This window comes from Streptomyces sp. NPDC001443, from assembly GCF_053597355.1.
In genome coordinates this window covers 1-23,460 of sequence record NZ_JBSFIA010000003.1, presented here as the reverse complement: position 1 = coordinate 23,460, position 23,460 = coordinate 1, and the positions used below count along the sequence as shown (strand labels likewise).

21 protein-coding genes and 1 pseudogene are annotated in these 23,460 nt (G+C 71.1%); 8 read left to right on the top strand and 14 right to left on the bottom strand.

Annotated elements, in window-relative coordinates; all coding sequences use genetic code 11:
• Positions 1 to 83: 83 nt before the first annotated feature.
• Both ACWC24_RS05075 and ACWC24_RS05070 read left to right on the top strand, forming a co-directional pair.
• Positions 84 to 389, top strand: a complete 306-nt coding sequence (locus tag ACWC24_RS05075) for a hypothetical protein (protein ID WP_450661449.1) — start codon at positions 84 to 86, stop codon at positions 387 to 389.
• Position 390: 1 nt separating this feature from the next.
• The gene (locus ACWC24_RS05070; RefSeq protein ID WP_450661448.1) at positions 391 to 1,125 is read left to right on the top strand and encodes a DUF4386 domain-containing protein; all 735 of its coding nucleotides are present in this window, start codon (positions 391 to 393) and stop codon (positions 1,123 to 1,125) included.
• Positions 1,126 to 1,179: 54 nt separating this feature from the next.
• Here ACWC24_RS05070 and ACWC24_RS05065 read toward each other — a convergent pair whose 3' ends face one another.
• The 3 genes from ACWC24_RS05065 to ACWC24_RS05055 all read right to left on the bottom strand — a co-directional run bounded on the left by ACWC24_RS05065 (position 1,180) and on the right by ACWC24_RS05055 (position 4,438).
• Complete coding sequence (locus ACWC24_RS05065; protein WP_450661447.1) at positions 1,180 to 1,689, bottom strand: hypothetical protein; 510 nt, start codon at positions 1,687 to 1,689, stop codon at positions 1,180 to 1,182.
• A gap of 61 nt (positions 1,690 to 1,750) precedes the next feature.
• Complete coding sequence (locus ACWC24_RS05060; protein WP_450661446.1) at positions 1,751 to 2,824, bottom strand: DNA polymerase III subunit beta family protein; 1,074 nt, start codon at positions 2,822 to 2,824, stop codon at positions 1,751 to 1,753.
• Between the two features lie 78 nt (positions 2,825 to 2,902).
• Positions 2,903 to 4,438: an alpha/beta hydrolase gene (locus ACWC24_RS05055; protein ID WP_450661445.1), complete on the bottom strand. Its 1,536-nt coding sequence runs from the start codon at positions 4,436 to 4,438 to the stop codon at positions 2,903 to 2,905.
• 97 nt (positions 4,439 to 4,535) lie between these two features.
• Between ACWC24_RS05055 and ACWC24_RS05050 the strand changes: the two genes are divergently transcribed.
• A complete protein-coding gene (locus ACWC24_RS05050; protein WP_450661444.1) occupies positions 4,536 to 5,450 on the top strand; it encodes a helix-turn-helix domain-containing protein in 915 nt (304 codons plus the stop codon).
• A 42-nt stretch (positions 5,451 to 5,492) separates the two neighbouring features.
• Here ACWC24_RS05050 and ACWC24_RS05045 read toward each other — a convergent pair whose 3' ends face one another.
• Both ACWC24_RS05045 and ACWC24_RS05040 read right to left on the bottom strand, forming a co-directional pair.
• Positions 5,493 to 6,344, bottom strand: coding sequence for a COG4705 family protein (locus ACWC24_RS05045; RefSeq protein WP_450661443.1), 852 nt, complete (start codon positions 6,342 to 6,344; stop codon positions 5,493 to 5,495).
• Positions 6,345 to 6,583: 239 nt separating this feature from the next.
• Positions 6,584 to 7,105 (bottom strand): hypothetical protein, encoded by a 522-nt coding sequence (locus tag ACWC24_RS05040; protein WP_450661442.1) that lies wholly within the window; start codon positions 7,103 to 7,105, stop codon positions 6,584 to 6,586.
• A 464-nt stretch (positions 7,106 to 7,569) separates the two neighbouring features.
• On the opposite strand from ACWC24_RS05040, the gene ACWC24_RS05035 reads away from it, so the two are divergent.
• Complete coding sequence (locus tag ACWC24_RS05035; RefSeq protein ID WP_450661441.1) at positions 7,570 to 8,142, top strand: hypothetical protein; 573 nt, start codon at positions 7,570 to 7,572, stop codon at positions 8,140 to 8,142.
• A 145-nt stretch (positions 8,143 to 8,287) separates the two neighbouring features.
• On the top strand, positions 8,288 to 8,788 hold the full coding sequence (locus ACWC24_RS05030; RefSeq protein ID WP_450661440.1) for a hypothetical protein: 501 nt from the start codon (positions 8,288 to 8,290) through the stop codon (positions 8,786 to 8,788).
• 152 nt (positions 8,789 to 8,940) lie between these two features.
• On the opposite strand, the gene ACWC24_RS05025 is transcribed toward ACWC24_RS05030, so the two are convergent.
• The 3 genes and pseudogenes from ACWC24_RS05025 to ACWC24_RS05015 form a co-directional block, all read right to left on the bottom strand.
• Positions 8,941 to 9,684 (bottom strand): extracellular solute-binding protein, encoded by a 744-nt coding sequence (locus tag ACWC24_RS05025; RefSeq protein WP_450661439.1) that lies wholly within the window; start codon positions 9,682 to 9,684, stop codon positions 8,941 to 8,943.
• Positions 9,606 to 10,208, bottom strand: a pseudogene (locus tag ACWC24_RS05020) (ABC transporter substrate-binding protein); the annotation flags it as partial. The gene ACWC24_RS05025 and the pseudogene ACWC24_RS05020, both read right to left, overlap by 79 nt.
• 163 nt (positions 10,209 to 10,371) lie before the next feature.
• Positions 10,372 to 11,193: a carbohydrate ABC transporter permease gene (locus ACWC24_RS05015; RefSeq protein ID WP_450661438.1), complete on the bottom strand. Its 822-nt coding sequence runs from the start codon at positions 11,191 to 11,193 to the stop codon at positions 10,372 to 10,374.
• Between the two features lie 30 nt (positions 11,194 to 11,223).
• Here ACWC24_RS05015 and ACWC24_RS05010 point away from each other — a divergent pair, with 30 nt between their 5' ends.
• Both ACWC24_RS05010 and ACWC24_RS05005 read left to right on the top strand, forming a co-directional pair.
• A complete protein-coding gene (locus ACWC24_RS05010; RefSeq protein WP_450661437.1) occupies positions 11,224 to 12,111 on the top strand; it encodes an alpha-L-rhamnosidase-related protein in 888 nt (295 codons plus the stop codon).
• 77 nt (positions 12,112 to 12,188) lie between these two features.
• Positions 12,189 to 13,184 carry a LacI family DNA-binding transcriptional regulator gene (locus ACWC24_RS05005; RefSeq protein ID WP_450661436.1) on the top strand — a complete coding sequence of 332 codons (996 nt, stop codon included), beginning with the start codon at positions 12,189 to 12,191 and terminating at the stop codon, positions 13,182 to 13,184.
• A gap of 440 nt (positions 13,185 to 13,624) precedes the next feature.
• On the opposite strand, the gene ACWC24_RS05000 is transcribed toward ACWC24_RS05005, so the two are convergent.
• The 6 genes from ACWC24_RS05000 to ACWC24_RS04975 all read right to left on the bottom strand — a co-directional run bounded on the left by ACWC24_RS05000 (position 13,625) and on the right by ACWC24_RS04975 (position 20,592).
• Positions 13,625 to 13,933 (bottom strand): hypothetical protein, encoded by a 309-nt coding sequence (locus ACWC24_RS05000; protein WP_450661435.1) that lies wholly within the window; start codon positions 13,931 to 13,933, stop codon positions 13,625 to 13,627.
• Positions 13,934 to 14,062: 129 nt separating this feature from the next.
• Positions 14,063 to 15,562 (bottom strand): MFS transporter, encoded by a 1,500-nt coding sequence (locus tag ACWC24_RS04995; protein ID WP_450661434.1) that lies wholly within the window; start codon positions 15,560 to 15,562, stop codon positions 14,063 to 14,065.
• 95 nt (positions 15,563 to 15,657) lie between these two features.
• Positions 15,658 to 16,392: a LacI family DNA-binding transcriptional regulator gene (locus ACWC24_RS04990; protein WP_450661729.1), complete on the bottom strand. Its 735-nt coding sequence runs from the start codon at positions 16,390 to 16,392 to the stop codon at positions 15,658 to 15,660.
• A gap of 71 nt (positions 16,393 to 16,463) precedes the next feature.
• Positions 16,464 to 17,687, bottom strand: a complete 1,224-nt coding sequence (locus tag ACWC24_RS04985; RefSeq protein WP_450661433.1) for an RNA-guided endonuclease InsQ/TnpB family protein — start codon at positions 17,685 to 17,687, stop codon at positions 16,464 to 16,466.
• Positions 17,688 to 17,820: 133 nt separating this feature from the next.
• On the bottom strand, positions 17,821 to 19,449 hold the full coding sequence (locus tag ACWC24_RS04980) for a glycoside hydrolase family 3 protein (protein ID WP_450661432.1): 1,629 nt from the start codon (positions 19,447 to 19,449) through the stop codon (positions 17,821 to 17,823).
• Between the two features lie 159 nt (positions 19,450 to 19,608).
• Positions 19,609 to 20,592, bottom strand: coding sequence for a quinone oxidoreductase family protein (locus ACWC24_RS04975; protein WP_450661431.1), 984 nt, complete (start codon positions 20,590 to 20,592; stop codon positions 19,609 to 19,611).
• A 699-nt stretch (positions 20,593 to 21,291) separates the two neighbouring features.
• Between ACWC24_RS04975 and ACWC24_RS04970 the strand changes: the two genes are divergently transcribed.
• Positions 21,292 to 23,415 (top strand): glucose PTS transporter subunit IIA, encoded by a 2,124-nt coding sequence (locus ACWC24_RS04970; RefSeq protein ID WP_450661430.1) that lies wholly within the window; start codon positions 21,292 to 21,294, stop codon positions 23,413 to 23,415.
• The last annotated feature ends 45 nt before the right edge of the window (positions 23,416 to 23,460 follow it).

Here is a 23,460-nt window from a genome sequence, read left to right as displayed (position 1 = left end):
TCACCACATGTGGTGACGGCGACTCACCACACTGCTTGGGACCTTGGAGTCGACTTCCCGACCCACAAGGCCCAAGGAGCGTCATGAACACTCCGACGACCGGCTCCCAGGACCGTGGCCCCGGCTGGTACGAGATCCGCCTGCAGGGCCGTCTCGGCCCCCGCTGGGCGACCCGGTTCGACGGCATGACCCTGACCACCGACAGCGACGGGACGACCCTCCTCCGGGGGCCCGTCGTGGATCAGGCGGCGCTGCACGGCCTGCTGCACCGGCTGCGCGACGTCGGCCTCCCCCTGGTCTCGGTCGCCCGGGTCGAGACGGGCCCACCGGAGGTCGAACCGACGACGCCCCCACCCCGCACACCCGACCACTCGGCACCCGGAGACTGACATGACCAGCACCATGCCCACGGCCTCGACCACACGGGCGGACACCGACCGGACGAGGAGCCACGCCCGCGCGGCCGGAGCGTTCTACCTGATCACCTTCGTGGCATCCATCCCCGCCCTGCTGCTGATCGCCCCCGTCCTGGACCACGCCGACTACGTCGTCGGCGCCGGCGACGACACCCGGGTGCTGTGGGGGTGCCTCCTCGACCTGGTCAGCGCCCTGGCCTGCGTCGGCACCGCCGTCGCGGTCTTCCCCGTCGTCAAGCGGACGAGCGAGGCGCTGGCACTGGGCTTCGTCACCGCGCGCCTGGTCGAGGCCGCGGTCATCCTGATCGGCGTGGTGAGCCTGCTGTCCGTGATCACGCTGCGCCAGGACCTCGCCGGCGCGACCGGTCAGGACGCGGCGGCACTGGTCACCACCGGGAAGGCGCTCGTGGCCGTCCGCGACTGGACCTTCCTGCTCGGCCCCGGCTTCATGCCCTGCCTCAACGCCCTGCTGTTCGGCACGCTGCTGTACCGGTCCAGGCTGGTGCCACGCTTCATCCCCGTCCTGGGCCTCGTCGGCGCCCCGCTGCTCCTGACGGCCGGCATCGCGACCTTCTTCGGCCACAACGACCAGCTCTCCGCGTGGTCGTTCCTCGCGACCCTGCCCATCGCCGCCTGGGAACTCGCCGTCGGCACCTACATGCTCGTCAAGGGCTTCAGGCCCGCGGCCCCCACCGCCGCACAGGCCTGAGCAGCCCGGCCCACGCCGGGATCCCCACGACCGCGAGGGATGCGGTCCGCCACGTCAGGCAGCGGGGCCGGGCGCGGAGGGCCGCTTGGCGGTGTCCCGCCGCGAGATGGCCTCGGCGACCTCCCGGACGATGCCTCGGACCATGTCCCCGTAGGGATCCCGAGGCAGGCCGGGGGCGTGTGCCGCGGCCGCGTCGATGTGCGCGGTGGCCGCCTCGAAGGAGCCCAGGCGGCGGTAGTTGTCGGCCAGGTTGAGGTGCAGCGAGGGATAGAAGCCGGCGATGTGGAGGCCGGCGTGGTGCTCCTGGACGCGCTGCTCGGTCACCGCGTCGGCGGCGTCCAGGGCCCGTACGTCCCAGGCGAGTGCCTGTGCGGGATCCTCGTAGAGGTCCGCCAGGTAGTGGGCGAGGGAGCAGCGGTGCAGCGGGTCGCCGGTGACGCCGATCCGCGCCCACAGACCCAGGAGCTTCCGGCGGGCGGAGTCGACGTCGCCGGTCCGCCCCTCGACGACGGCATGGCCGATGGCTTCCATGGTCGGGTCGGATCCGGCGGGTGCGGTGGTCATGAAGGGTCCTCTTCTCTGTTCTCTGCCGTCTGTTCCCAGGCCGAGTGGTCAGGATCTGGACTCACGCCGGGCCGTCGGCTCTGACGGGCATGGCCAGGGTGGTGAGATCGCCGCGGTCGGCGGAGCGGACCGTGACGGGCTGGTCGTCTCCCCTGAGGTCGAGCATCACGTCGGGTCCGATCGCCGTGCTCACCGCGGGGTAGAGCGTGGTCAGCTCGAACCGGATCCGGAGGGCGTCGCCCGTCGTGGCGGCGGGGAGCAGGATGCCGGGTCGCCCGTCGTCCACCGACCGGACGTCCACGGTGTGCTCGGCGACGCACAGCGCGACGCGTTCGCCGGGCTGTTCCTCCAGGGCGCGCAGGAACAGGTCCTTCGAGACCGTCGCGCGGGTGGTGACCTCGCGCAGTGACGCGAGCAGCAGGCGGTGGTCGGGGAATTCCTCCGACAGCAGTCGGCAGTGCCGGTCCTCCCGCCCGGACAGGCGGAGCCGGATCCCGTGCGGCACGGCTTCGAGCCGTACCAGCGCGCTGCGGCGGACCTCGGCGGCCGCGGCCCGCAGATCGTCGCCGTCGACCGTGCCCGCCCAGGTCTGTCCGGGCGGTCGGGTCGGCACCAGGGTCCGGGTGGCGAGCCGGTAGCGGTCGGTCGCGGTCAGCACGACCGCCTCATGACCCGCCTCGATGCGCAGGCCGGCGAGTACCGGCAGCCCCGGCTCGTGCGCGGTCGCGGTCAGGACCTGCTCGACCGCGTCCGCCAGCACCGGCCCCTTCAGCACCGCGACCGGCAGCCCGGGCGCGTCGCCGGCCAGCGCCGACTTGATGACGGCGGCCTTCCGCACTGCCGCCGCCGCATCCCCGACGATCTTCGAGACATGCTCGTCGAGCAGTCGGGACGCTTCCCGCGCCTCGGCGTCGAGGACCGCCTCGACGGCCGTGAGGGGCATGGCGATCTCGCGGAGCCGACGCAGCGCGGTCGCCCGCGCCACCTGGTCGGCGGTGTAGTAGCGGTAGCCCGAGACCGGGTCGACCTCGGCAGGGGACAGCAGCCCGGAGTCGGCGTAGAACCGCAACGCACTGGAGGTCAGACCAGTGCGCCGGGCGAAGACCCCGATCGGCATCAGCTCGGAATTCGGCACCTCGCCATCATTGGGCTTCAACCAGCTCGAAGGTCAACAGCGACGTGCGGCGACACCGGCCAGGGGGACGGTTCCACCTCAACACCGCAGATGCCCCAGCACGGACCCGACCGCGCGTTCCACGGCCCGCCTCGCCTGCTCGGTGCGGTCGATCGTCTCGAAACCGTGGTGACCCAGCGGTACGTCGATCACCTCGACCTCGGCGTCGCACTCCTCGGCGGCCGTCAGGAACTCCTCGACCGTCGCCGCGATCGCGGCGCGTTCGAGCTCCACCCGGGTCAGCACGACGGGCAGCCGCCCGGCCGTCCGCACCGCGACCGCCGGGCGGAACCGGGAATCGACGAACCCCCAGTTCGGCAGCGGTGCGAGGATCGGATAGCTCGCTGCCACACACCGCAGCCACGGCGGGGGTGCCGCGAGCAGGTCCGCCGACAGCAGCCCGCCCGCCGAGAAGCACCACAGCGCCACCCGGTCCTCGTCCACGCGCGGATCGGCCCGTACGAGCTCGACCGCTTCGGCCACGTCCTCGGCGGCCCGCCCGTAGTCGGCGAGATCGTGCAGCCGGTGGTCCACGGTCACGCCGACCGCTCCCAGCCCCGCCACATGCCGCCCGTAGCCGGCGAAGCCCGGCCAGTCCCGTGGAGTGGGCCGCGCGTCGGGTGGGACCGGGCCGCCGTGGACGAACACCACCGCCGGCCACCGGCCGTCGTCTCCGGCGAGGGCGTCGGAGCAGTCGTCGGGGAAATACATGTCGACCCGTCCCACCCGCTCGCGTTCCCGCTCCGGTACATCCATCAGGAAGGGACGAAGGTGCACCGGCAGTTCGCCCCCGGCCTCGGACAGCCGGTGCCCCTCTCCCGCAGCCGCCCGGAGGAGGACCTCGGCCACGTCGTCCGGGCGGGACAGCATCGGCCAGTGCCCGGTGTCGAGTTCGAAGAACGTCACACGAGGGTCGATGAGCGCCTTCAGGCGCGGGTCGCCCCAGCGCACCAGCTCCTCGACCATGGCGATGCTCGAACCGTTCGCGGTGCACAGGACGCCGGTCGCGGGCAGCCGGGAGACCGCTCCCGACAGGCGGAGCGGCTGGGTGAGCGTGCCCGCCGGCTGCGGGACCGCGTTCCGCGCCAGCTCGGCCAGCACGGCGGGGGAGAGCCCGGCGACGCTGCCCCAGCGCCGCCACTCGTCGAGCGCCGGCGGCGGGACCCGCCAGTCGTCCCCGGACGCCTCGGCCCGGTGCGACAGCCGGTCGTGGACCGCGGGGTCGGGCACCAGGGACAGGGCCCGGTCGCCGTGCCCGGGCATGCCCGCGTCCAGATGGACGATCCGGGCGATCCGCTCCGGACGCCGGTCGGCGGCGCCGAGCACCGGATGGATTCCGTAGCAGTGACCGACCAGCACCACCTCCCGCGCCGCGTCCACCTGGTCGATCACCCGCAGCAGGTCGTGGACATGCGTCTCCAGGTCCGTGCCGGGCCCCGCCGCACCGCCGTGCTCCCCCATGCCGGTGAGCGTCACCGGATACGCCTGCGCCGCCGACTCCCGCAGCCGGGCGGCCACGTCCCGCCAGATCCAGCCGCCGGTGTGGGCGCCCGCCACGAGGATGAATGCCGTCATCGCCGTCTCCTCTCACGCTGCCGTACGCGCGGCCGGACGCACCGGCGCGCGGTGTTCGCCGGTACCGTAGGAACTCCCCCTGAGGGAGGTTCAATTCGTGCCGCTCGACAACATGTGGAGCATCGGAGAGCTCGCCGAGCGCGCGGGCGTCACCGTCAAGACCGTCCGCTTCTACTCGGACCGCGGACTGCTGCCCGAAGCCACGCGCAGCACCGGCGGCCACCGCAGGTACGGCCCCGAAGCGCTCGACCGGCTCCACCTGATCCGCTCCCTGCGCACCCTCGACCTGCCGGTTCCCGAAGTGGGCCGGGTCCTCGACCGGGAGGACACGCTGGAGGACGTCGTCGCGGGGCAGCTCCGGCAGATCGGTTCCCGACTGACCGCCCTGCGCTGGCAGGAAGCGGCCCTCCGACTGCTCCAGGACTGCGCCCCCGAGGAACGTGCCGAGCGGCTGCGTCTGATCGGCGCCGTGGCCGTCCCGCCCAGCACGGCCCCGCTGGCACGCTTCTGGCGGCGCTGGCTGCCGCCGCGGCTCCCGGCCCGGCTGGTCTCCACGGTCGTCGAGCACGCGGTTCCGCAGCTCCCCGAGCAGCCGACCCCGGCCCAGGTACTGGCCTTCACCCGACTGCACGCTCTCGTCTCCGCGCCCTGTCACGGCACCGATCGCGGCCAGCCGGCAGCCCACCGGCGCGACGGGGGCCGCCCGGCCGTGCTCTACGACGGTCTCGTCGAGGCGTACGCGCTGGCCGCTCGGCAACTGCGGGCCGAGCGGCCACCGCACGTGGGCGAGGCTCTCGACTGCTTCGTCTCCGCCTACGCTCGTTCACGCAGTGCCCAGGACACCCCCGCCTTCCGTCGCTTCCTCGGCGGGCTGCTGGCCGCGGATCCCCGTATCGACCACTACTGGAGACTCACCGCCGAACTCACCGGTCCGTCGCAACCGACCCCCGGCGCCACCCACGACTGGCTCTGCGCCGCGCTCGACGAGCAGATCGCCCACGCGACCGGCTGAACGGCGTAGGCGTAAGAGGCTCACCGTCACCGAATCCTCCGTCTACGAGGTGACGGCCGCGCGTTCCTGGAAGTGCGCGTAGGCCATGAGGCCGAGCAGGACGACCAGCAGGACGGCCGAGGAGCCGGCGGTGCCGAGGTCCAGCCCGCCCTTGGCGGCCGGCTTGGTGAGGAAGTCGCCCGCCGTCGCGCCGAGCGGGCGGGTGAGGACGAACGCGATCCAGAACAGCAGCACGTTCGGCACCACGGGCACCTTCATCAGCGCCACCAGTACGGCGAGCGCCCCGGTCACCAGCAGCGCGCCGCCCGCGTAGCCGAGACCGGAGCTGTCCGAGAGGAAGTCGCCCATCGAGGTGCCGAGCGTGTTGGAGACGAGGATCGCCGACCAGAACAGGGCCTCACCGCGGAAAGTGACGATGTCACGGATCTGGAAGGTCATCCCGCTCAGCCGCCAGATCGCGAAGATGACCACCAGGATCGACAGCAGGACCGCCGCGCCGGACGGGTAGCCGAGGCCCAGGCCCTGCGGCCCCCAGCCGAGTGAAGTGGCGCCCACGGACAGGTACTTGGAACTGGCGTCGCGGTTCATGAAGTCGGACATGGTGGTGCCGGCCATGCTGGTCGACAGGATCACCGTCCAGTAGAAGAACGGGTTGTAGCGGCTGGAGCGGAGCTGGACGACGAGCGTCACCACGAAGATCAGGAACAGTGCGATCGTGGTGAGGAAGTAACCGAGCCTCAGGGTCTGGGAGAAGAGGTCTCCGGCGGTCTCGCCCAGCGTCGTCGCGGCGACTTTCATGATCCAGAACGCGAGGGTGACTTCGGGCAGTTTCTTCATCACCGATTTGGTCGGGCTCGCGACATCGAGGTCGGTGAGGACTTCCGGCTGCTGCAAGGTGGGGGGCTCCTTGTGTGTCGTACGGCGGGGCGCTCGCCCCGCGTCGGGGACGAGCGCCCTGCCACGTGAGCGACCGTGCCGAGACGATCGCGGTCGACGACCATCGCAGCGTCAGCCTGAACACATCCTGAACGCCTGCCTCGTGCCTGTTCGGGCGGCGTGGCGCGCGGGCTGCCGCGGTGGGCCGGGGGCCGTCGCGACCACCGGCCCCGCCGTCGGGCTCCCAGAGCCCGACCTCAGGCGTCGGGCCCGGACTCGGGGAGGTCGGCGGAGATGCTGTCGATGCTGCCGTCCGAGAGGACCATCGTGTGGACGTGGACGGGCCGGATCGGGTTCGGCGGGACGAACGAACCGGGCGGGGAGATCTTGAGGAAGCGCGGGAAGACGGTCAGCGGGCTGATCGGGTCCGGCGGCCAGGCGACGACGTTGCGGTCGCTGCCGACGAAGCGGTAGAAGCCGCCGGTGTTCCGTCCGATGCCGGTGGTGTTGCGGAGCTGACTGGTGACGGTGGCGGTCCCGCCGCCGCCCCGGTTGGCCACCGTGACCACGGTGACGCGGATACGCCCGACGATGTCGACCGGCTCCGGAGTGGTCGACAGGGTGCCGCTCAGGGCCAGCTCCAGGGTGCGCTGGTGGACGATCGGGGCGGCGGTCGAGGCAGGGGTCGAGGCGGAGGCCGTCGCCGTGGGGACGGTGAGCCCGAACAGGGACACGAGCAGGAAGATCTTGCCGAGGGCACGCCGGGAGTGGCCGCGCATAGGTGCTCCAATCAGTGCGGCGGGACCGCTTGGCCGCCCCTCCCGCCGAGTACGTCCAGCCTGACCAGGCAGCCGAGCCGATGTCCTGCCGGACCGGGCGGACGGGTGATCCCGCCGCCTGTATGCCGCGGCCCCCGGGAGACACGGAACGGACATGGACGCCCCGGAACGCGGCAGCAGCAGGCGTCTCCCGCCCTGGTCCGTCACCTCGTCCGGTCACCTCGGTAGAGCTCCGGACGCCTCAACTCCGGGCCTGGCAAGGGCACATGACCCGACGGCTGAGCTCGGCCGGCCGCGCTGTCCGCCGGCGGCGAGTCGTCGTACCGCGCCCCGTGACGGCCGTAGCGGCGATGCGGGGCCCGGCTCTGATGGCGGCGGGCTGCGTCGGCACCCCGGACCCGGCGCGCCGGCCGGCCAAGCCGAAGGGCGACGCAGGCGCGTGGCGGATCGAATACCCCGGTCCGGTGTCGAATTCCGGACTCGACAGCCTGGTGGCCGTCTCCGCCGACGAGGCCTGGGCCGTCGACGACCAGGGCGTCCTGTGGCACTGGGACGGCAGCCGCCGGCGGCGGACCTGGCTGCCGATCCGGGTCGTCGATCTCGACGCGGCCTCCCCGGACAACGTCTGGGCCGTGGGCACGCGCATGCCCCGCCGTCCTCCGAACCAGCTCGCGGCGATGCGCTACGACGGACACGGCTGGCAGCAGACGCGGCTGCCGGAGCACCGCTTCACCCGGAACGGCATGCTGCCCGGAGAGATCGGCACGATCGACTACGTCCGTGTCCTTGCCGCGGGCGACGTCTGGGCGCGCGGGGCACACACCTGGCAGCCCGAGGAAGAGGAGGCGACCGACCCGCCACAGGTCGAGGACTGGACGGAGGCGGACGTGGACCCCGTGAAGCGGCAATGGCTCTCGCTGTCGGAGCCGGCGGTGATGCCGGGCACGCCACCGTTTTCGGGGCCGGGAGCCTCAGCACCCACGAAGGGGGCACGGCGGTCGTCGTCCGGTACGAAGCAGGCGCCTCCTGAGCCCTGACTGCCGCTTCACGGCGTTTACTCGAGTGGGCCGCATCACTGGGAGCGCACCGACGACCCCGTTCGGGGCCGCGGCGGCACGGGTATGCCAGGCCGTGCGGCGCGCAGGTCGGGCGCGCTGAGCCGGCTTCGGGCAAGGGGTGGCAGTGAGAGACGGAGTGGCTGGTCTGGGGCTCGGCGAGATCCGCGGCGATCACGCGCTCATGACCCCGGCGATAGGCACCATGATGCAGGTGCTGCGGGGGTTTCTGCTGCTGGCCTGGATCGCCATGCTCGTCACCACGGTCGTCAACCCGTCCGCGGTCGACGGCAATGCCGTTCCCACGACGGCCGTGGTGGTCGCGGTGTACGCCCTGAGGTTCGGATGGCGTCGGCTGTCCGCCCGGCTGGGTGTGAACAGGTGCTACCTGTGCACGGACGGGGTGACCGTCACCAACCGGTTCGGGCGGATACGGGACTCGGTGGCGTGGAGCGAGGTGACCGGGGTGCAGCAGACGGTGATCGTGGGCTACGTCGTGGCCGGCCACCGCATCGAGATCTCCAGAAGCTCTTCCGCCGCACCCCTGTGGTTCGTGGCGCCGGGAGCGAAGTCGCCCCTGGTGCAGGCTCTGCTCCAGGAAGGCAGACGCAGCGGCGCTCTCCTGTGATCGCGTGCCGTCGCATTCATGACCGACGGGCAGCGGCCGTCGCTCCGGCGGGCCGAGGACGGCCCGCGTCCGTCGCCGGCGTGGAGCGCGGCGGCGTCGCGGGCCGTCCTGGAGGTCGGTACGGGTGTGCCCTGCGCGCAGGTGTCGGGGCGTCAGCTCTTCTTGGCGGCGTCGTCCATGCTCTTCAGCGCCTCGTCGACGCTCTCGCTGCCGGAGAACAGCTTCTGCACCGCGGTGAAGTGGGTCGCCTGGACCTCGGGGTTCGGCCACCGCTGGTCCATGAACGGCACGGTCTTGCCGTTCTTCTGCATGTCGATCAGGCTGGTCAGGGCCGGGTCGGCCTTGAAGGAGTCGTTGGGCAGGGCGGGCAGGGTGCTGCCCTTCTCCGCGTAGATCTTCTGGCCCTCGCTCGAGGCGAGGTACTCGACGAACTTCCTGCCCTCGGCCGCGTGCTTGCTCGCGGCGTTCAGACCGTACGCGGCGGAGACGGCCGCGGGTATGCGCGTCTCGTCCGCGGTGTCGGTCGACGGCAGCGCGAACATGCCGAGTTCGGCGTCGGCGCCCGCCTCCTTCTGCACCTGCGGGATGCTGGTGGTCACCTGGACCACGCCGACGGCCTTGCCCTGGGCGACGTCGGAGATGGACGTCTCGTAGCTGGTGCCGTTGGGGTTCTTGCTGAAGCAGCCCGCCTTGTCGAGGTCGAGGTACTTCTGCATGGTCTGCTTCCACTGGGAGCCCGCGAACGTGGCCTTGCCGGCGCTGAGGTTCGCGTCGAACTCGGGTCCTTGGCGTAGACGGTCGTCGCGGCGAGGGAGTAGTCGACCAGCTGGGTCACCCAGTTGGTCTGGTTGCCGAGGGCCAGCAGGACCTTGCCGTGGTCCTTCGCCCTGGTGCACAGGGCGAGCACGTCGTCCCAGGTCTGGGGCTCGGTGCCGCCGATCTCCTTGAGCGTCGCCTTGTTGTAGATGGCGCCGATGCCGTTGAAGGGGACGGGGACGATGTAGGTCTTGCCGTCGACCTGGGTGACGCTCTTGTCGCCGTCGGCGATCTGCGAGGCGAAGGAGTAGCCGCTGAGGTCGGCGAGGTAGCCGCCCTTCTGGAGGACCTGGAGCGCTCCGGGGTTGCCGTTGCCGGGCCAGACCGTGAAGACGTCCGGAGCGGTGCCGGAGGACAGCTGGGTGCGCAGGGTGGACTGGAGCTGGTCGGTGTCGGCGTAGGTGACGCTGACCTCGATGTCGGGGTTCGCCTTCCGGAAGGCCGCGACGACGGCGTCCATGGGCTCGCGGTCGGTGGAGTTGGCGGCCACGCGCAGGGTGTCGCTGCCGCCGCCGCTGCCCGCGGCGTTGGAGCTGCAGGCGGCGGTGAACGCGGCGAGGCTGAAGGCGGCCAGCGTGGCGGCGACGGGACGGCTTGCTCTCATGACGGCTCCAGGGTGTTCAACGGGATGGAGTTGGTGTGGCACAGCCGACGCCGGGCGTGGGGGACCACGAAGGCGGCTCAGGAGAGGCGAGCGGTGGGCTCGGAAGGGACCCGTGGGCTCGGAAGGGACGAGCGGTGGGCTCGGTGAGGAAGGCGGCGGGCGGTCAGCCCTTCAGGCCGCCGGCGAAGCCTTGGATGATGCGCTTCTGCATCATGAAGTAGGCGGCGAGGACCGGCAGGATGCCGATGATCAGGCCGGCGAAGACCATGGGCCACTGGGAGACGTACTGGCCGACGAACCCGAACAGTGCCACGGGGATGGTCTGGCGGCCCGAACCGCTGAGGTAGAGCAGTGGGGTGAGGAAATCGTTCCAGACGAAGATGACGTTGAGGATGACCACCGTGCCGGTGATGGGCCGCATCAGCGGGAACACCACCCGGACGAAGGCGCGTACCGGACCGCATCCGTCCATCAGCGCGGCTTCCTCGTAGCCGGGGTCCAGGGACCGCAGGAACCCGGTGTACATGAAGATGGAGAACGGCAGTTGCAGGCCGGTGTAGAAGATGATCAGGGCCAGCGGGTTGCCCAGCAGTCCCAGGTCGCGCATGGTCTGGTAGAGCGGGATGAGGGCGAGCTGGAAGGGCAGCAGCAGTCCCAGCATGAAGACCGCGAAGACCCACCGCGACCAGTGCCGGGTCGACCGGGCCAGCGGATACGCGGCTGCGGCGGCCAGGGCGACGATCAGTACGACACTGCCGGCGGTGACCATGAAGCTGTTGCCGATGGCCGCGCCCAGCCCGGCCTTCTGCCAGGCGTCGCCGAAGTTGGCCAGCGTCGGGTGCGCGGGCGGCGCGATCGGTGAGGCGGTGTCGCCCTCGTTGCGCAGGGCGATGGAGACCAGCACGTAGACGGGGAAGGCGAAGACCAGCGCGACGAGGACCATGGCCGCTTCGAGAAGCCCGGTACGCCATGTGTAGCGGTTCATGAGTTCTTCTTCGCGCGGCGAGGACGGCGTGTGGCGGCAGGGCAAACAGCTCGGCGACTGGCTCGACCCCGCTTCGCCCCCGAGGATCCCTGGCAGTCGCGCACCGACGCCCACCTGGTCGCCCAGGCCTATCTGGCGTACTCCGCGCGGATCCTCTCGCTCACCGCCGCCGAACTCGGCGAGAGCGCCGACGAACGACGCTACCTGGACCTCGCCGACCAGGCCCGCGAAGCCTTTCTGCGTGCCTTCCGCACCCTCGACGGCCGGATGACGTCCGACACCCAGACCGCCTACGCGCTGGCCCTGCGCTTCGACCTGCTGCCCGACGCGGAGAGCCGCGCGAGGGCGGGGGAGCGGCTGGCGGAGCTGGTCGCCAAGGACGGACACCGCATCGCCACCGGGTTCGCCGGCACCCCCGAGGTCTGCGACGCGCTCGGCGACACCGGCCACCACGAGGCCGCGTACCGGCTGCTGCTGCAACGCGAACGGCCGTCCTGGCTGTACCCGGTCACCCAGGGCGCGACGACCGTCTGGGAACGCTGGGACAGCATGCTGCCCGACGGCACCGTCAACCCCGGCGAGATGACCTCCTTCAACCACTACGCCCTGGGCGTCGTCGCCGACTACCTCCACCGCGTCGTCGCCGGCCTGGCCCCCGCCGCCCCCGGCTACCGGCGGCTGCGGATCGCACCGCGCCCCGGCGGCGGCCTCACCCGCGCCGGTGCCCGCCTGCTGACTCCGTACGGACCCGCCGAGGTCGACTGGCGGGTGGCCGGCGGCAGGCTGAGCGTGCGGGCCAAGGTGCCGCCGAACACCACGGCGGAGGTCGATCTGCCGGGCTGGTCGACCACCGTCGGCAGCGGGACCCACGGCTTCGAACTGCCCTGGCCCGAAACGCCTGTCGGCCACGATGATTGATCCGGCTAGCATGTCCACACTCAATTGAAGCGTTACAAGCGACCGTCCTCGGGCGGCCGTTCGAAGGGCTCACGGAGATGAACACCATCGGGATCAAGGACGTGGCGCTGCGCGCCGGAGTCTCGATCGCCACCGTCTCCAACGTGCTCAACAGGCCCGAGAAGGTGGCCGAGGGCACGCGGCAACGGGTCGAGGACGCCATCGACGTCCTCGGCTACGTGCCCAACCTGGCCGCCCGGCAACTGTCGGGCAGCCGGGGCAGCATGGTCGGACTGGTCGTCTTCGACGTGCGCAACCCGTTCCTCACGGATGTCGCCCGCGGCGCCGAGGACCTGCTGCACGCCGAGGGCCGGACGGTGATGCTGTGCAACACCGACGTACTGGCGGACAAGGAACAGCGCTACCTGCAACTGCTCGCCCAGCAGAACGCGGCGGGCGTGCTGATCACGCCCGCCGACCTCAACAGCCACTGGCTGGAGGGGCTGCGCGCCCGCGGGCTGCGGGTGGTCCTCCTCGACAACGCCGAGACCTACCCGGACGTCTGCTCCGTCGCGGTCGACGACGTGGCCGGCGCCGACTCGGCGATCACCCACCTGCTGGCCCGCGGCCACGAGCGCATCGCCTTCATCACCGGCCCGATGCACATGCGTCAGTCGAAGGACCGCCTGGCGGGCAGCCGCCAGGCGCTGGAGCGGGCCGGCCGTCCGGGCGAGGTCCTGCAGATCGTCGAGGCGGGCGCGTTCACCGTCGACCAGGGGCGACGCGCCGGCGAACAGCTGCTGACGGCGAGCGAGCGGGTCACTGCGGTCTTCTGCGCCAACGACCTGCTCGCGCTGGGTGTCATGCAGACCGCCTTCAGGGCGAAGCTGCGGGTGCCCGACGATCTCGCGATCGTGGGGTACGACGACATCCACTCGGCCGCGACCGCCGGTGTCCCGCTCACCTCGGTGCACGTCGGCGGGTACGACCTCGGCAAGGCCGCCGCGGAACTCCTGCTCGACGAGGACCGCCCCGGCCACACCCACCGCCGGCTGGTGTTCCCGCCCCGGCTGGTCGAACGCAACTCGACCTGACCCGGGGCTCGGTCGGGCCGCTTCCCGCGCTCCGACCCCCCGCCGTGAAGAGGGGCGGCGGGGGCCGGAGCGTGACCGGGTGGTGGGGCACTGGGGCAGGGGCGCCTGAGACCCTCCCGGTGTCTCGGCCGCGGGCACCGAGACGGCCGGGCCCGCTCTGTCCGGCGCTCCAGGGCCTGTCCGGCGGATCAAGTCGCAGGAAAGCAACGATGCGGTATCAGCCGAGGTGAGCGGGGTCATGGGGGTGCCCCCTGCTCGAGCGGAGCCGAGAGCTTGGGGGAGCGTCCGGCTGCAAGGCGGAGGAGGGAGCCGACGCGGTGGGGGCACCTCCCGGCCGGAGGCCGGGGGACGTCGGCGAGTGACGACAACGCCGCTGGGGTCCCCCTCTGGGGGAGGGCGCGCCAGACCCTGCGTCTGCGGCATGATCCGCCGGACAGGCCCTAATCGGCCGGGTAGAGCCCGCCGTTGTCCGCGCGCCTCCACAGACGGATGTGCCACTCGTTCGCGTCCGGGGCCGGCCGCTCGGTGAGGACCGGGTCGGGGCCGGTCTCGATGAGGTGGAGCAGGGCCCACGCCAGTCCGTAGCAGTCGTCCGGCCCGAAGCAGTCCACCAGCGCCCGCGCCTCCTCCCCGGTCACGGGACGGGAGATGGCGTCCAACTGCCGGTCACGTCGGTCGATCTCTTCTTCGCTGCCCTCCTGGTCCGGGAGGGGGCCGTCGGCGATGAAAGCCAGCACTTCAGGTCGCATCGCGCCATGATCCCCCACCGGGCTCCTCCGAGGGCGATCGGTCAGCTCCGCGGCTCGGTCCGGGTGCGCTCCGCGTCCGAGGGCTGTCGGCCGGTCTTGTCGTCGAGGCCGGTTCGAGCGGTCGCGCCGTCACCGGTCCTCGACGGGGACGGTGAGCGCGTGCGAGGCCGCGGCTGCTCCGTAGGCACCCGGCCGGGCCCGACGTCTGCGGGCACGAACGGCCAGGATCGACAGCAGCATGCCCGCCCCGGTCGCGACCGCGAGCAGCAGGCACGCGCTGGACAGGCCCGCCGCCAGGGCGTCCGCCGCCCCGGCCCCGGCCGAGCGCTGCGACTCTCCCACCGTCGCGTCGACCGTCGCCACGGCGGCCGTGAAGGCGGCGGCGCCGATGTACCGCGCCATGTTCGAGATGCCCGATGCCGCTCCGACATCGTCCTCGGACACCGACGACGTGGACGCCGAGCTCGCCGGACCGTTGACGAGTCCGAGCCCCGCGGCCAGGAGCACGAGCGGCAGGACGAACGCCGCGTACCGCCAGTCGCCCTGGACGAAGAAGAGCAGCGCGCAGCCGGCCGTCGCCGCCGCGAAGCCGAAGGCGATCACGGGGCCGATGCCCAGCCGTTGGACCAGCCGGGGCACGAGTGGCGTGATCGCGATCAGTCCCACCGTCGCGGGCAGCGTGGCCAGGCCCGCCTCGAACGGGCTCAACGCGAGCGTGGCGGGGTTCTGGAAGTAGAGGCTGAGCAGGTACATCAGACCGTTGATCACGCCCGCGCTCAGCAGGATCCCGACCGTCGCCCCGATCAGTACGCGTTCCTTCAGCAGTCGCAGGTCGACCAGTGGTGCCGCGACCCGTCGCTCCACCGCGACGAACGCCACGCACGACACCAGGGCCAGGGCGAAGCAGGCCAGCACCGCGGGCGACGTCCAGCCCCAGGCGGCGCCCTCGCTGAGGGCGAGCAGCGCCGGGGCGAGCACGGCGGCGATCAGCGCGGTCCCCGCGTAGTCGATCGAGCGGCTGCGCTGCGGATCGCGGGATTCGGCGACACCCTTCAGCGTCACCGGTACGCAGACGACGGCGATCGCCGCATCGATCCAGAACAGTCCCTGCCACCCGGTGCCGTCCACCAGCACACCGCCGAGCAGCGGCCCGGCCGCGGCGCCGACCGCCGACGCCCCGCCCCACAGCGTCACCGCCCGTACCTGCCCCTCGCCCGCCGAGGACACGGACAACAAGCTCATCCCGCAGGCCAGGATCGTCGCCCCCGCCGCCCCCTGGACCGCCCGGCCGGCGATCACCCCGGCTCCGCTGTCGGACAGCGCGATGAGCACGCAGGAGGCGATGAACAGGGCCAGGCCGCCGAGGAAGACGAGTCGTCGTCCGAACACGTCGCCGAGGGCTCCCGAGGTGACGATCACCGCGGCTCCCACCAGCGAATACCCGGTGACGGCCCATTGCAGGGTGTCCAGCGACGTGCCGGTGTCCGCGCTGATCGCCGGAAGCAGGATGCTCACCGCCGAGGTGTTCGCGTTGACGACCAGGGTCGAGACGCACGTCGCGATCAGCACCGCCATCGGCGCCGACCGGCTGGCGTCCTCGAGTTCCGTGTCACGTGCCTGGACATCCACACAGGCAGGGTCACACGCGCGGCGTCGCCCCGCAGCCCGGGGACGCCGCCGAGGCGGCCGGCCGCGTGGCGTACGACACCGCGAGGGCCGTCGGCCTAGCCGGCCGACGGGGCCGGCGGTGGTCCGCTGGAGCGGCGGACGGTCAGCGAGGGGGGGATGACGTGGTGTTGGGCCTCGTCCCGGCCCGCGATGCGTTCGAGCAGCATGGCGATCGCCCGCCGTCCCATCTCGGTGCCGTGCTGGTCGACGGAGCTGAGCGAGATCGCCGGGTGGGCGGCCAGATCCGTGTTGTCGTACCCGATCAGGGAGATCTCACCGAGGGCGTCGCGTTCCACCAGGGCCGCCAGGGCGCCGAGGGCGAGCTGGTCGTGACCGGCGAACACGGCCGTGGGCCAGGGCCGGGTGTCGAGCAGTTCGTCGACGGTGGCCCGCGCGTGCTCCTCGGTCTGCCCGGTGCGCACGACCCGGATGTGGTCCTTCAGGCCCGCCGCGGTCATGGCCTCCTCGTAGCCCTGCAGCCGCAGGGCGTGCGGGACGCCGCTGCCGGGTGTGGTCACCGCGAAGTCCTCGGTCAGATGGACGATTCTGCGGTGGCCGAGCCCGAGCAGGTACGCCATCACCTGCCCGGTGCCCGCCAGGTCGTCGCCGACGACGGTGTCGTAGTGGACGGATCTGTGGTGCCGGCCGAGCATGACCACCGGGACGGAACCCGCCAGCCGCTCCAGCCAGGAGGCGTCGACCCGGGGTGAGACGACCACGATCCCGTCGACCTGCCGGTCGGCCAGCGCCTCGATCGCGCCGTACCCTTCCCTGCCGTCGGCCGGCGCGATGATGGTCTGTTGACATGCTCCTCGCCCTGAAGGGCGAGGATTCTGGCCTTCCCGGACTGGTTGCTGTGCCGCTACGCGGCACGGTTTCCGGTCGGGAATCCGTGGCTTCCTGTTTCTTCGCGCTGTGCCAGAACGGGTTCTGGTCCTACCGGCGCTCCGCAGGCCGATGCCGCCAGTCCGGCGGCCGTCTTTACGTTGATCGCGGCGTTGGTGTCCCGGTCGTGGAGGGTGCCGCAGGCGGTGCAGGTCCATTCCCGCACGGACAGGGGTTTGGGCCCGTCCTTGACGCCACAGGTGGAGCAGATCTGACTCGTCGGTTCGAACCGGCCGATCTGGACCAGGGTGCGCCCGTACCGGGCGGCCTTGTACTCCAGCATGCCGATGAACTGCGACCAGCCGGCGTCGTGCACGCTCTTGGCCAGCCTGGTGCGGGCCGGTCCCGCCATCGACAGGTCCTCCACGGCGATTCCTTGGTTCTCGGAGATCAGCTTCGTGGAGAGCTGGTGGTGGAACTCGCGGCGGGCATCAGCGACCTTGGCGTGGGCGCGGGCGACCTTGAGGCGGGCTTTCTCCCGGTTCCTGGATCCCTTCTGTTTGCGGGACAGCTCCCGCTGGGCCTTCTTCAGCTTCTTCTCCGCGCGCCGCAGGAAGCGTGGGGAGTCGATCTTCGTGCCGTCGGACAGGACCGCGAAGTGCGTGAGGCCGAGATCGATGCCGATGGTGCGGTCGGTGTCGGGCATCCGTGCGGCGTCTGCGGCGGGGTCGGTGTCGATGACGAAGGAGGCGAAGAATCTGCCCGCCGCGTCCTTGACGACGGTGACCGACGACGGTGTCGCGGGCAGGGTGCGCGACCACTTCACCTTCACCGCGCCGATCTTCGGCAGGTTCAGACGGCCACCGTCGGTGATCTTCCAGCGGGCGTTGGCGGTGAACCGGACCGACTGCCGGGTGTCCTTGCGGGACTTGAAGCGGGGTGCACCCAGCCTGGGGCCTTTGCGGGTGCCCTTGAGGGAGGTGAAGAAGTTGCGGTAGGCGGTCTCGGCGTCGCGCAGGGACTGCTGGAGCACCACGGAGGAGACCTCGCCCAGCCAGCACCGTTCCTTCGTCCGCTTCGCCTCGGTGATCAGCTTCCGGGACAGCTGTCCGGCCGTCGGGAACGGCAGGCCGGTCCTGCGGGCGTCCTCACGGGCGCGGACCGCGTCGTTGAACACGACGCGGGCGCACCCGAACGCCCTGGCCAGCGCGGCCTGCTGAGCGGCGTCGGGGTACAGCCTGAAGGCGTACCGAAGCTGCATGGCGATCACCCTAGGCATATCGAACCCGTGCCGTCATCGGGAACACACAAGCGATCCGTCACCGTCACCGGGCAGGGTCCGGCTCCGCCGGAACGCCACTGCGACGCTCCGCGTCGCGACCACAGGATTCGCTTCACCCTCGGCTTGAAGGCCGGAGCACTGCGAATGAATCCCGGTAGCGGTAGCCGACCTTCATGCCCTCGCTGTAGTCGACCTGACGGATCGACTGACCGGCGGCCTTCACGCCCGGGTACTGCTCCGCGGTGTGCGCGGGCTGCTGCGACTCGGACTTCGGGAAGGTGAGCGGCAGCTTGCCCGACGGGTCGACGTCACCGAACAGCAGCCCGCTGATGGCCGGGCCCGCCTGCTCGCCCGGGTACCAGGTCTCCAGCACCGAGTCGACCTCGGACAGCCACGGCATCGTGGTCGCGGTACCGGTCTCCAGCACCACCACGGTGGGCTTGTTCTTGCCCGCGACCGCGTCGATCAGCGCGTCGCCGCCGGCGTCCAGGCTCAGGTCCTTCGGGTCGGAGAACTCGCCGACCTGCTTGTAGCCGAACACGACGGTGGCGTCCGCACCGGCGGCGACCTGCGCGGCCCGGGCCGGGTCGCTGCCGTCGTCGTAGACCACGTCGGCGCCGGCCGCGGCGGTCCGCTCACGGATGGAGTCCAGCGGCGCGACCATGTCCTCGCAGGACATGGTGTTGCGACCGGAGGCGGTCCCGCTGAAGTTCAGCGGCAGGCTGCACAGTTGCCTGGCGTTCAGGCCGACGGCGGGGGTGTTCGAGGCGACCGAGCCGATCACAGCGATCTTCTTGTGCCGGTTGCCGAGCGGCAGGGTGTCGCCGCTGTTCTTCAGCAGGACCGAGCCCTCCTCGGCGATCTGCCGGGCCAGGGCCTTGTGGGCGGGCGTCGAGGCGTCCGTCACCGGCTGCGAGGGCAGCGGGTGGTCGAACAGCCCGCCGCGGATGTACGAGCGCACCACGCGGAAGGCCGCGTCGTCGACGTCCTTCCGCGTGATCTCACCGGCGGCGAGGGCGGCGTCCAGCTTGTCCGGGGTGAAGTAGATGGGGCGGTTCAACTCCTGGTCCAGACCGGCCTTGAGAGAGGCGGCCGTGGAGTGGACGGAGCCGAAGTCGCTCATCACATAGCCGTCCAGGCCCAGTTCGCCCTTGAGGCTGTTCTTCAGCAGCGGGTTCTCGCAGGCGTAGACGCCGTTGACCTGGTTGTACGAGCACATGACGCTCTCGGCCTCGCCCTCCTTCAGGGCAATCCCGTACGGCAGTTCGTAGATCTCCTTCAGGGTCCGCTCGTCCACGTCGGAGGAGCTGGTCTGCCGGTCGGTCTCCTGCTCGTTGGCGACGTAGTGCTTGAGGTCGGCCAGCACCGGCTTGTCCTCGTCGCCCTGGATGCCGCGGGTCTGGGCGCCCGCGAGGACGCCGTTGAGGACCGGGTCCTCTCCGAAGTACTCCGGCGTCCGGCCCGCGAGGGGCGTGCGGCCCGCGCTGACGCCGGGGCCGAGGACGACGTTCTTGCCCTTGTCGAAGGCTTCGCTGCCCTCCGCCCGGCCCTTGGCGTAGGCGGTGTCCTCGTTGAAGCCGGCGGCGAGGGCGATCTGTGCCGGGAAGGTCGTCACGCCTTCTCCGGCACGTACGCCCTCGGGGCCGTCGGTGTAGACGACGGTGGGCGTGCAGTCGACCTGGACCGGATAGGTCACCCCGCTGAAGGTGGTCTGGGCGGGGCTGTTGGCCGGCTGCTCCACCAGCCAGCGGTACTCCTGGTGCCGGGTGCTCGCGGCGAGCAGGGCCCTGGCCCGCTGGTCGGCCGATGCCGTGCGGCCGACGACCCCCTACTGTGAGGGCCGCCGTGAAATGGATCGATCTATGTCACGTGGGGGACTGCTCGGCGCCTGCCCCTGGACTCAGGATCGGACGCGCAGTACGGCCTTCCCCATGTTCTCGCCCGATTCCAGCACTTCGTGGGCCTTCGCCGCGTCGGCCAGGTCGTACTCGGCCGTGATGTCGATCCGCACGGCACCTGATGCGACCAGACCCAGGGCCGCGAGGGCGTGCCGGCGAAGAGTCTCGGGGGCCCGGCGGGAGAGGTCGCCGATGTTGTAGCCGCTGAGGACGCGGTTGTTCTTCCACAGCGGGAGGACCGGGAGGGTGAGGTCGGGGTGGCGGGCCGCCTCCCCGTAGACGGCGACCCGGCCGAACGGGGCCAGTACCTCAAAGCTCGCCAGGCGAGTGGGGCCACCGACCGGGTCCAGGACCAGATCCACACCCCTGCCGGATGTCGCCTCGCCCACCGCCTCCGCGAAGCCGTCCCTCAGGAAGACGTCGTCGTACCCAAAGCGCTTGGCGTACTCCGCCTTCTCCGGCGTGCTCACGGTCCCGTACACCGCTGCCGCCCCCAGCGACCGGGCGAGCTGTGCCGCGGCCGAACCGACCCCGCCCGCCGCCGCGTGGATCAGCACAGTGTCGCCGGGCGCGATCCGGCCCGCGCCCGCCAGCACCCCGTACGCAGTGGTCAGGACGAGGGGTGCGGCACCGGCCGTGCGGAGATCGAGGCCCAGCCCCGCCAGGGGGAAGACGAAAGGCGCCGGCGCGAGGGCGTACTGCGCGTATCCGCCGCCGTCCGGGAGGTACGCGGCGACTTCGTCGCCGACTGCGAGGTCCGTCACACCCGCGCCCGTCGCCGCCACTGTCCCGGACGCCTCGAGACCGGTCACCGTCTCGCCTTCGGGTGCGCCGAAGTCACCCAGGCGGTGCTGCACCTCGCCGTAGTTGACGCCCGCGTACGACACCTGGACGAGCACCTCACCCGGGCCGGGTTCCGGGTCGGGCAGGTCCACCGGGCGCAATACTTCCGGCCCGCCGATCTCCTCGAACGCGACAACCCGCATACGTCCCCCTGCTGTCGGACCGCAATCGGCGGTCACCGTGATCATCTTTTGAGCGTCCAGACGTCCGCAACCCGTGCCTGGGCCGCCCTATTCCCTCGGCGGGGCGCGCGTCGGGCAGGAGCGAGAGCCGATCGTCGTCGGCGGGACCGGCGATGTGCCGGCCGCGACCCCGCAGGGTCCGGCTCGGTATGTACGAGAGGGCGGGACGGCAGATGTTGGCCCGGATGTCCGGCGCCATGCGAAACTATGGTCCGCTCGATTCCTGATCGAGGTTCGGAAGTCCTCCGCGCAACCACCTGGCCACCGACGGGCCGGGAGCCTTCATGGCTCCGGCCGCCTTCGGCCACGTCCCTGCGCGTCAGGCGAAGCCCGTGATCGGCATTCCTGGGAAGCCCCTGTCGGGAGTGTCGTGATCTATCGGCAGATCGACGGTTTGCCCGGTCTGCAAGAGTTTCTTCCTATGGCGCCGTTTCCCTGCTATAGTCGTTATCGATCGACCCCGATCGCAGGATTGTTACTCCCTATGGACGCCATCGTCGTCGCCTCATGCGAGGTGACGGCAGCGGGCCGGTTCGGCGGGAGGCAAGGCCTGGGCGGCGCCATGTGCGCCACCCAGGCCTTTTTTGCTGCCACGGTCCGGGCGGGAGAGATCGAAGACCGATGCACGATCACCAGAACCAGGGATGTTAGGACGCACCCATGAGCACACGCACACCCGTTGCGCTGGCGGAGTCGATCCTCCGCGGTGTCGGCGGCCCCGAGAACATCGAGAGCCTCACGCACTGCGCGACGCGACTGCGCTTCCAGCTCCACGACGGCAAGAAGGTCGACCAGGCCGCGCTCGACGCCCTCGGTGGGGTCATGGGCACCGTGCCGCAGTCCGGCGACCGCTTCCAGATCGTCATCGGCGGAGCCGTGGCCGGCGTCTACTCCGACATCATGAACCTGCCGTCGATGAAGAGCGGCGCCGCTCCCCGCCCCCAGTCCGACGCGGACGTCAAGGCCGAGATCCGCGCCAAGGGCCGCGGTCGCTACGCCTGGCTCGACAACTTCTTCGAGTACCTCTCGGACTCGTTCCGCCCGCTCCTGGGCGTGCTGCTCGGCGCCTCGCTGATCATCGCGATCGCCTCCATGCTCGACGCCTTCGGCCTGGTCGACTTCCGCGCCGCGGACAAGTCCGCCAGCTGGGTCTTCGTCGACGCCATGTGGCGCTCGGTGCTCTACTTCCTGCCGATCATGGTCGCCTACAACGCGGCCAAGAAGCTGAAGATCGACCCATGGGTCGGCGCCACCGTCATGGCCGCGGTCATGACCCCGAACTTCACGGGCATGATCGGCTCCAAGACCCCCGGTGTCACCACCCACGTCAACGCGACGCTGGGCACCTCGGAGTCCGTGGCGCACGTCTTCGGGCTGCCGATGCAGCTCAACGACTACGGCGGCCAGGTGTTTGTGCCGCTGCTGATGGTCGCGCTGCTCGCCGTGGTCTACAAGGGTCTGAAGCGGATCTTCCCCGAGAACGTGCAGATGGTGTTCGTGCCGTTCTTCAGCATGCTGATCATGATCCCGCTGACCGCCTTCCTCATCGGTCCCATGGGCGTCTGGGCCGGCAACGGCCTCGGCACGGGTCTGTCCTGGCTGAACGGTCACGCGCCGATCGTCTTCGCGATCGTCATCCCGATGCTGTACCCGTTCCTGGTGCCGCTGGGTCTGCACTGGCCGCTGAACGCGCTGATGCTCGTCAACATCAACACCCTCGGGTACGACTTCATCCAGGGCCCCATGGGCACGTGGAACTTCGCCTGCTTCGGCGCCACCGCCGGTGTCCTGCTGCTCTCGATCCGTCACCGTGAGAAGGACATGCGCCAGACCGCCACGGGCGCCCTGGCCGCGGGTCTGCTCGGCGGCATCTCCGAGCCCTCGCTGTACGGCATCCACCTGCGCTTCAAGCGGATCTACCCGCGCATGCTGGCCGGCTGCCTCGTGGGCGGTGTGATCATCGGTCTGCTGGGCGGTGTGAACACCAACGCCTTCGCCTTCACCTCCCTGCTGACCATCCCGGTCTTCGACCCGATGATCAAGTACATCATCGCGATCTCGGTCGCCTTCTTCACCGCGATGGCCCTCGTCTACTTCTCCGACTACCGCACCAAGGAAGAGCGCGTCGAGGCCAACGCCCAGCGTGACGCCGCCGAGGCCGCCGCCCGCGGTGAGGTCGCCGCCCCCGCCGAGGCCGCGGTGGCCGAGGACCGTGAGCTCGTCACCGTCGGCGCCCCCGCGGCGGCCGCCGAGCGTGAGCTCGTGACCGTGGGCGCCACCGGTGCCTCCGCCGGCACCGCCGCGGCGGACGCTCCCGCCGCTGCCGGTGCGGACGTCGAGCTCGCGGCGCCGGTCTCCGGGCACGTGATCGGGCTCGGCGGGGTCGAGGACCCGGTCTTCGCCTCCCGCGCGCTCGGTGAGGGTGTGGGCATCGAACCGGCCCACGGCCACGTCGTCGCCCCGGTCGACGGTGAGCTGATCACCGTCGCCAACACGGGCCACGCGTTCGGAATCCGCACCGCGGACGGTGTCGAGGTGCTCGTCCACATCGGCATCGACACCGTGAAGATGAAGGGCGAAGGCTTCGACGTCCGCGTCGAGCCCGGCCAGAAGGTCTCGGCCGGTGACCTCCTCGCCGAGGTCGACCTCGGCGCCGTGCACGCCGCGGGGCACCCGACCGTCGTCCTGATGACCGTCCTGAACACCGCGGACATGGCCTCGGTCGTGCCGCACACCGGGCAGGACGTCACCGCCGGCGCCCGGGTGGTGACCGTGCGGCGGTGATCACCCGCCATCGGAACGGCGCGCGCACGCCCCCCTCACGGGAGG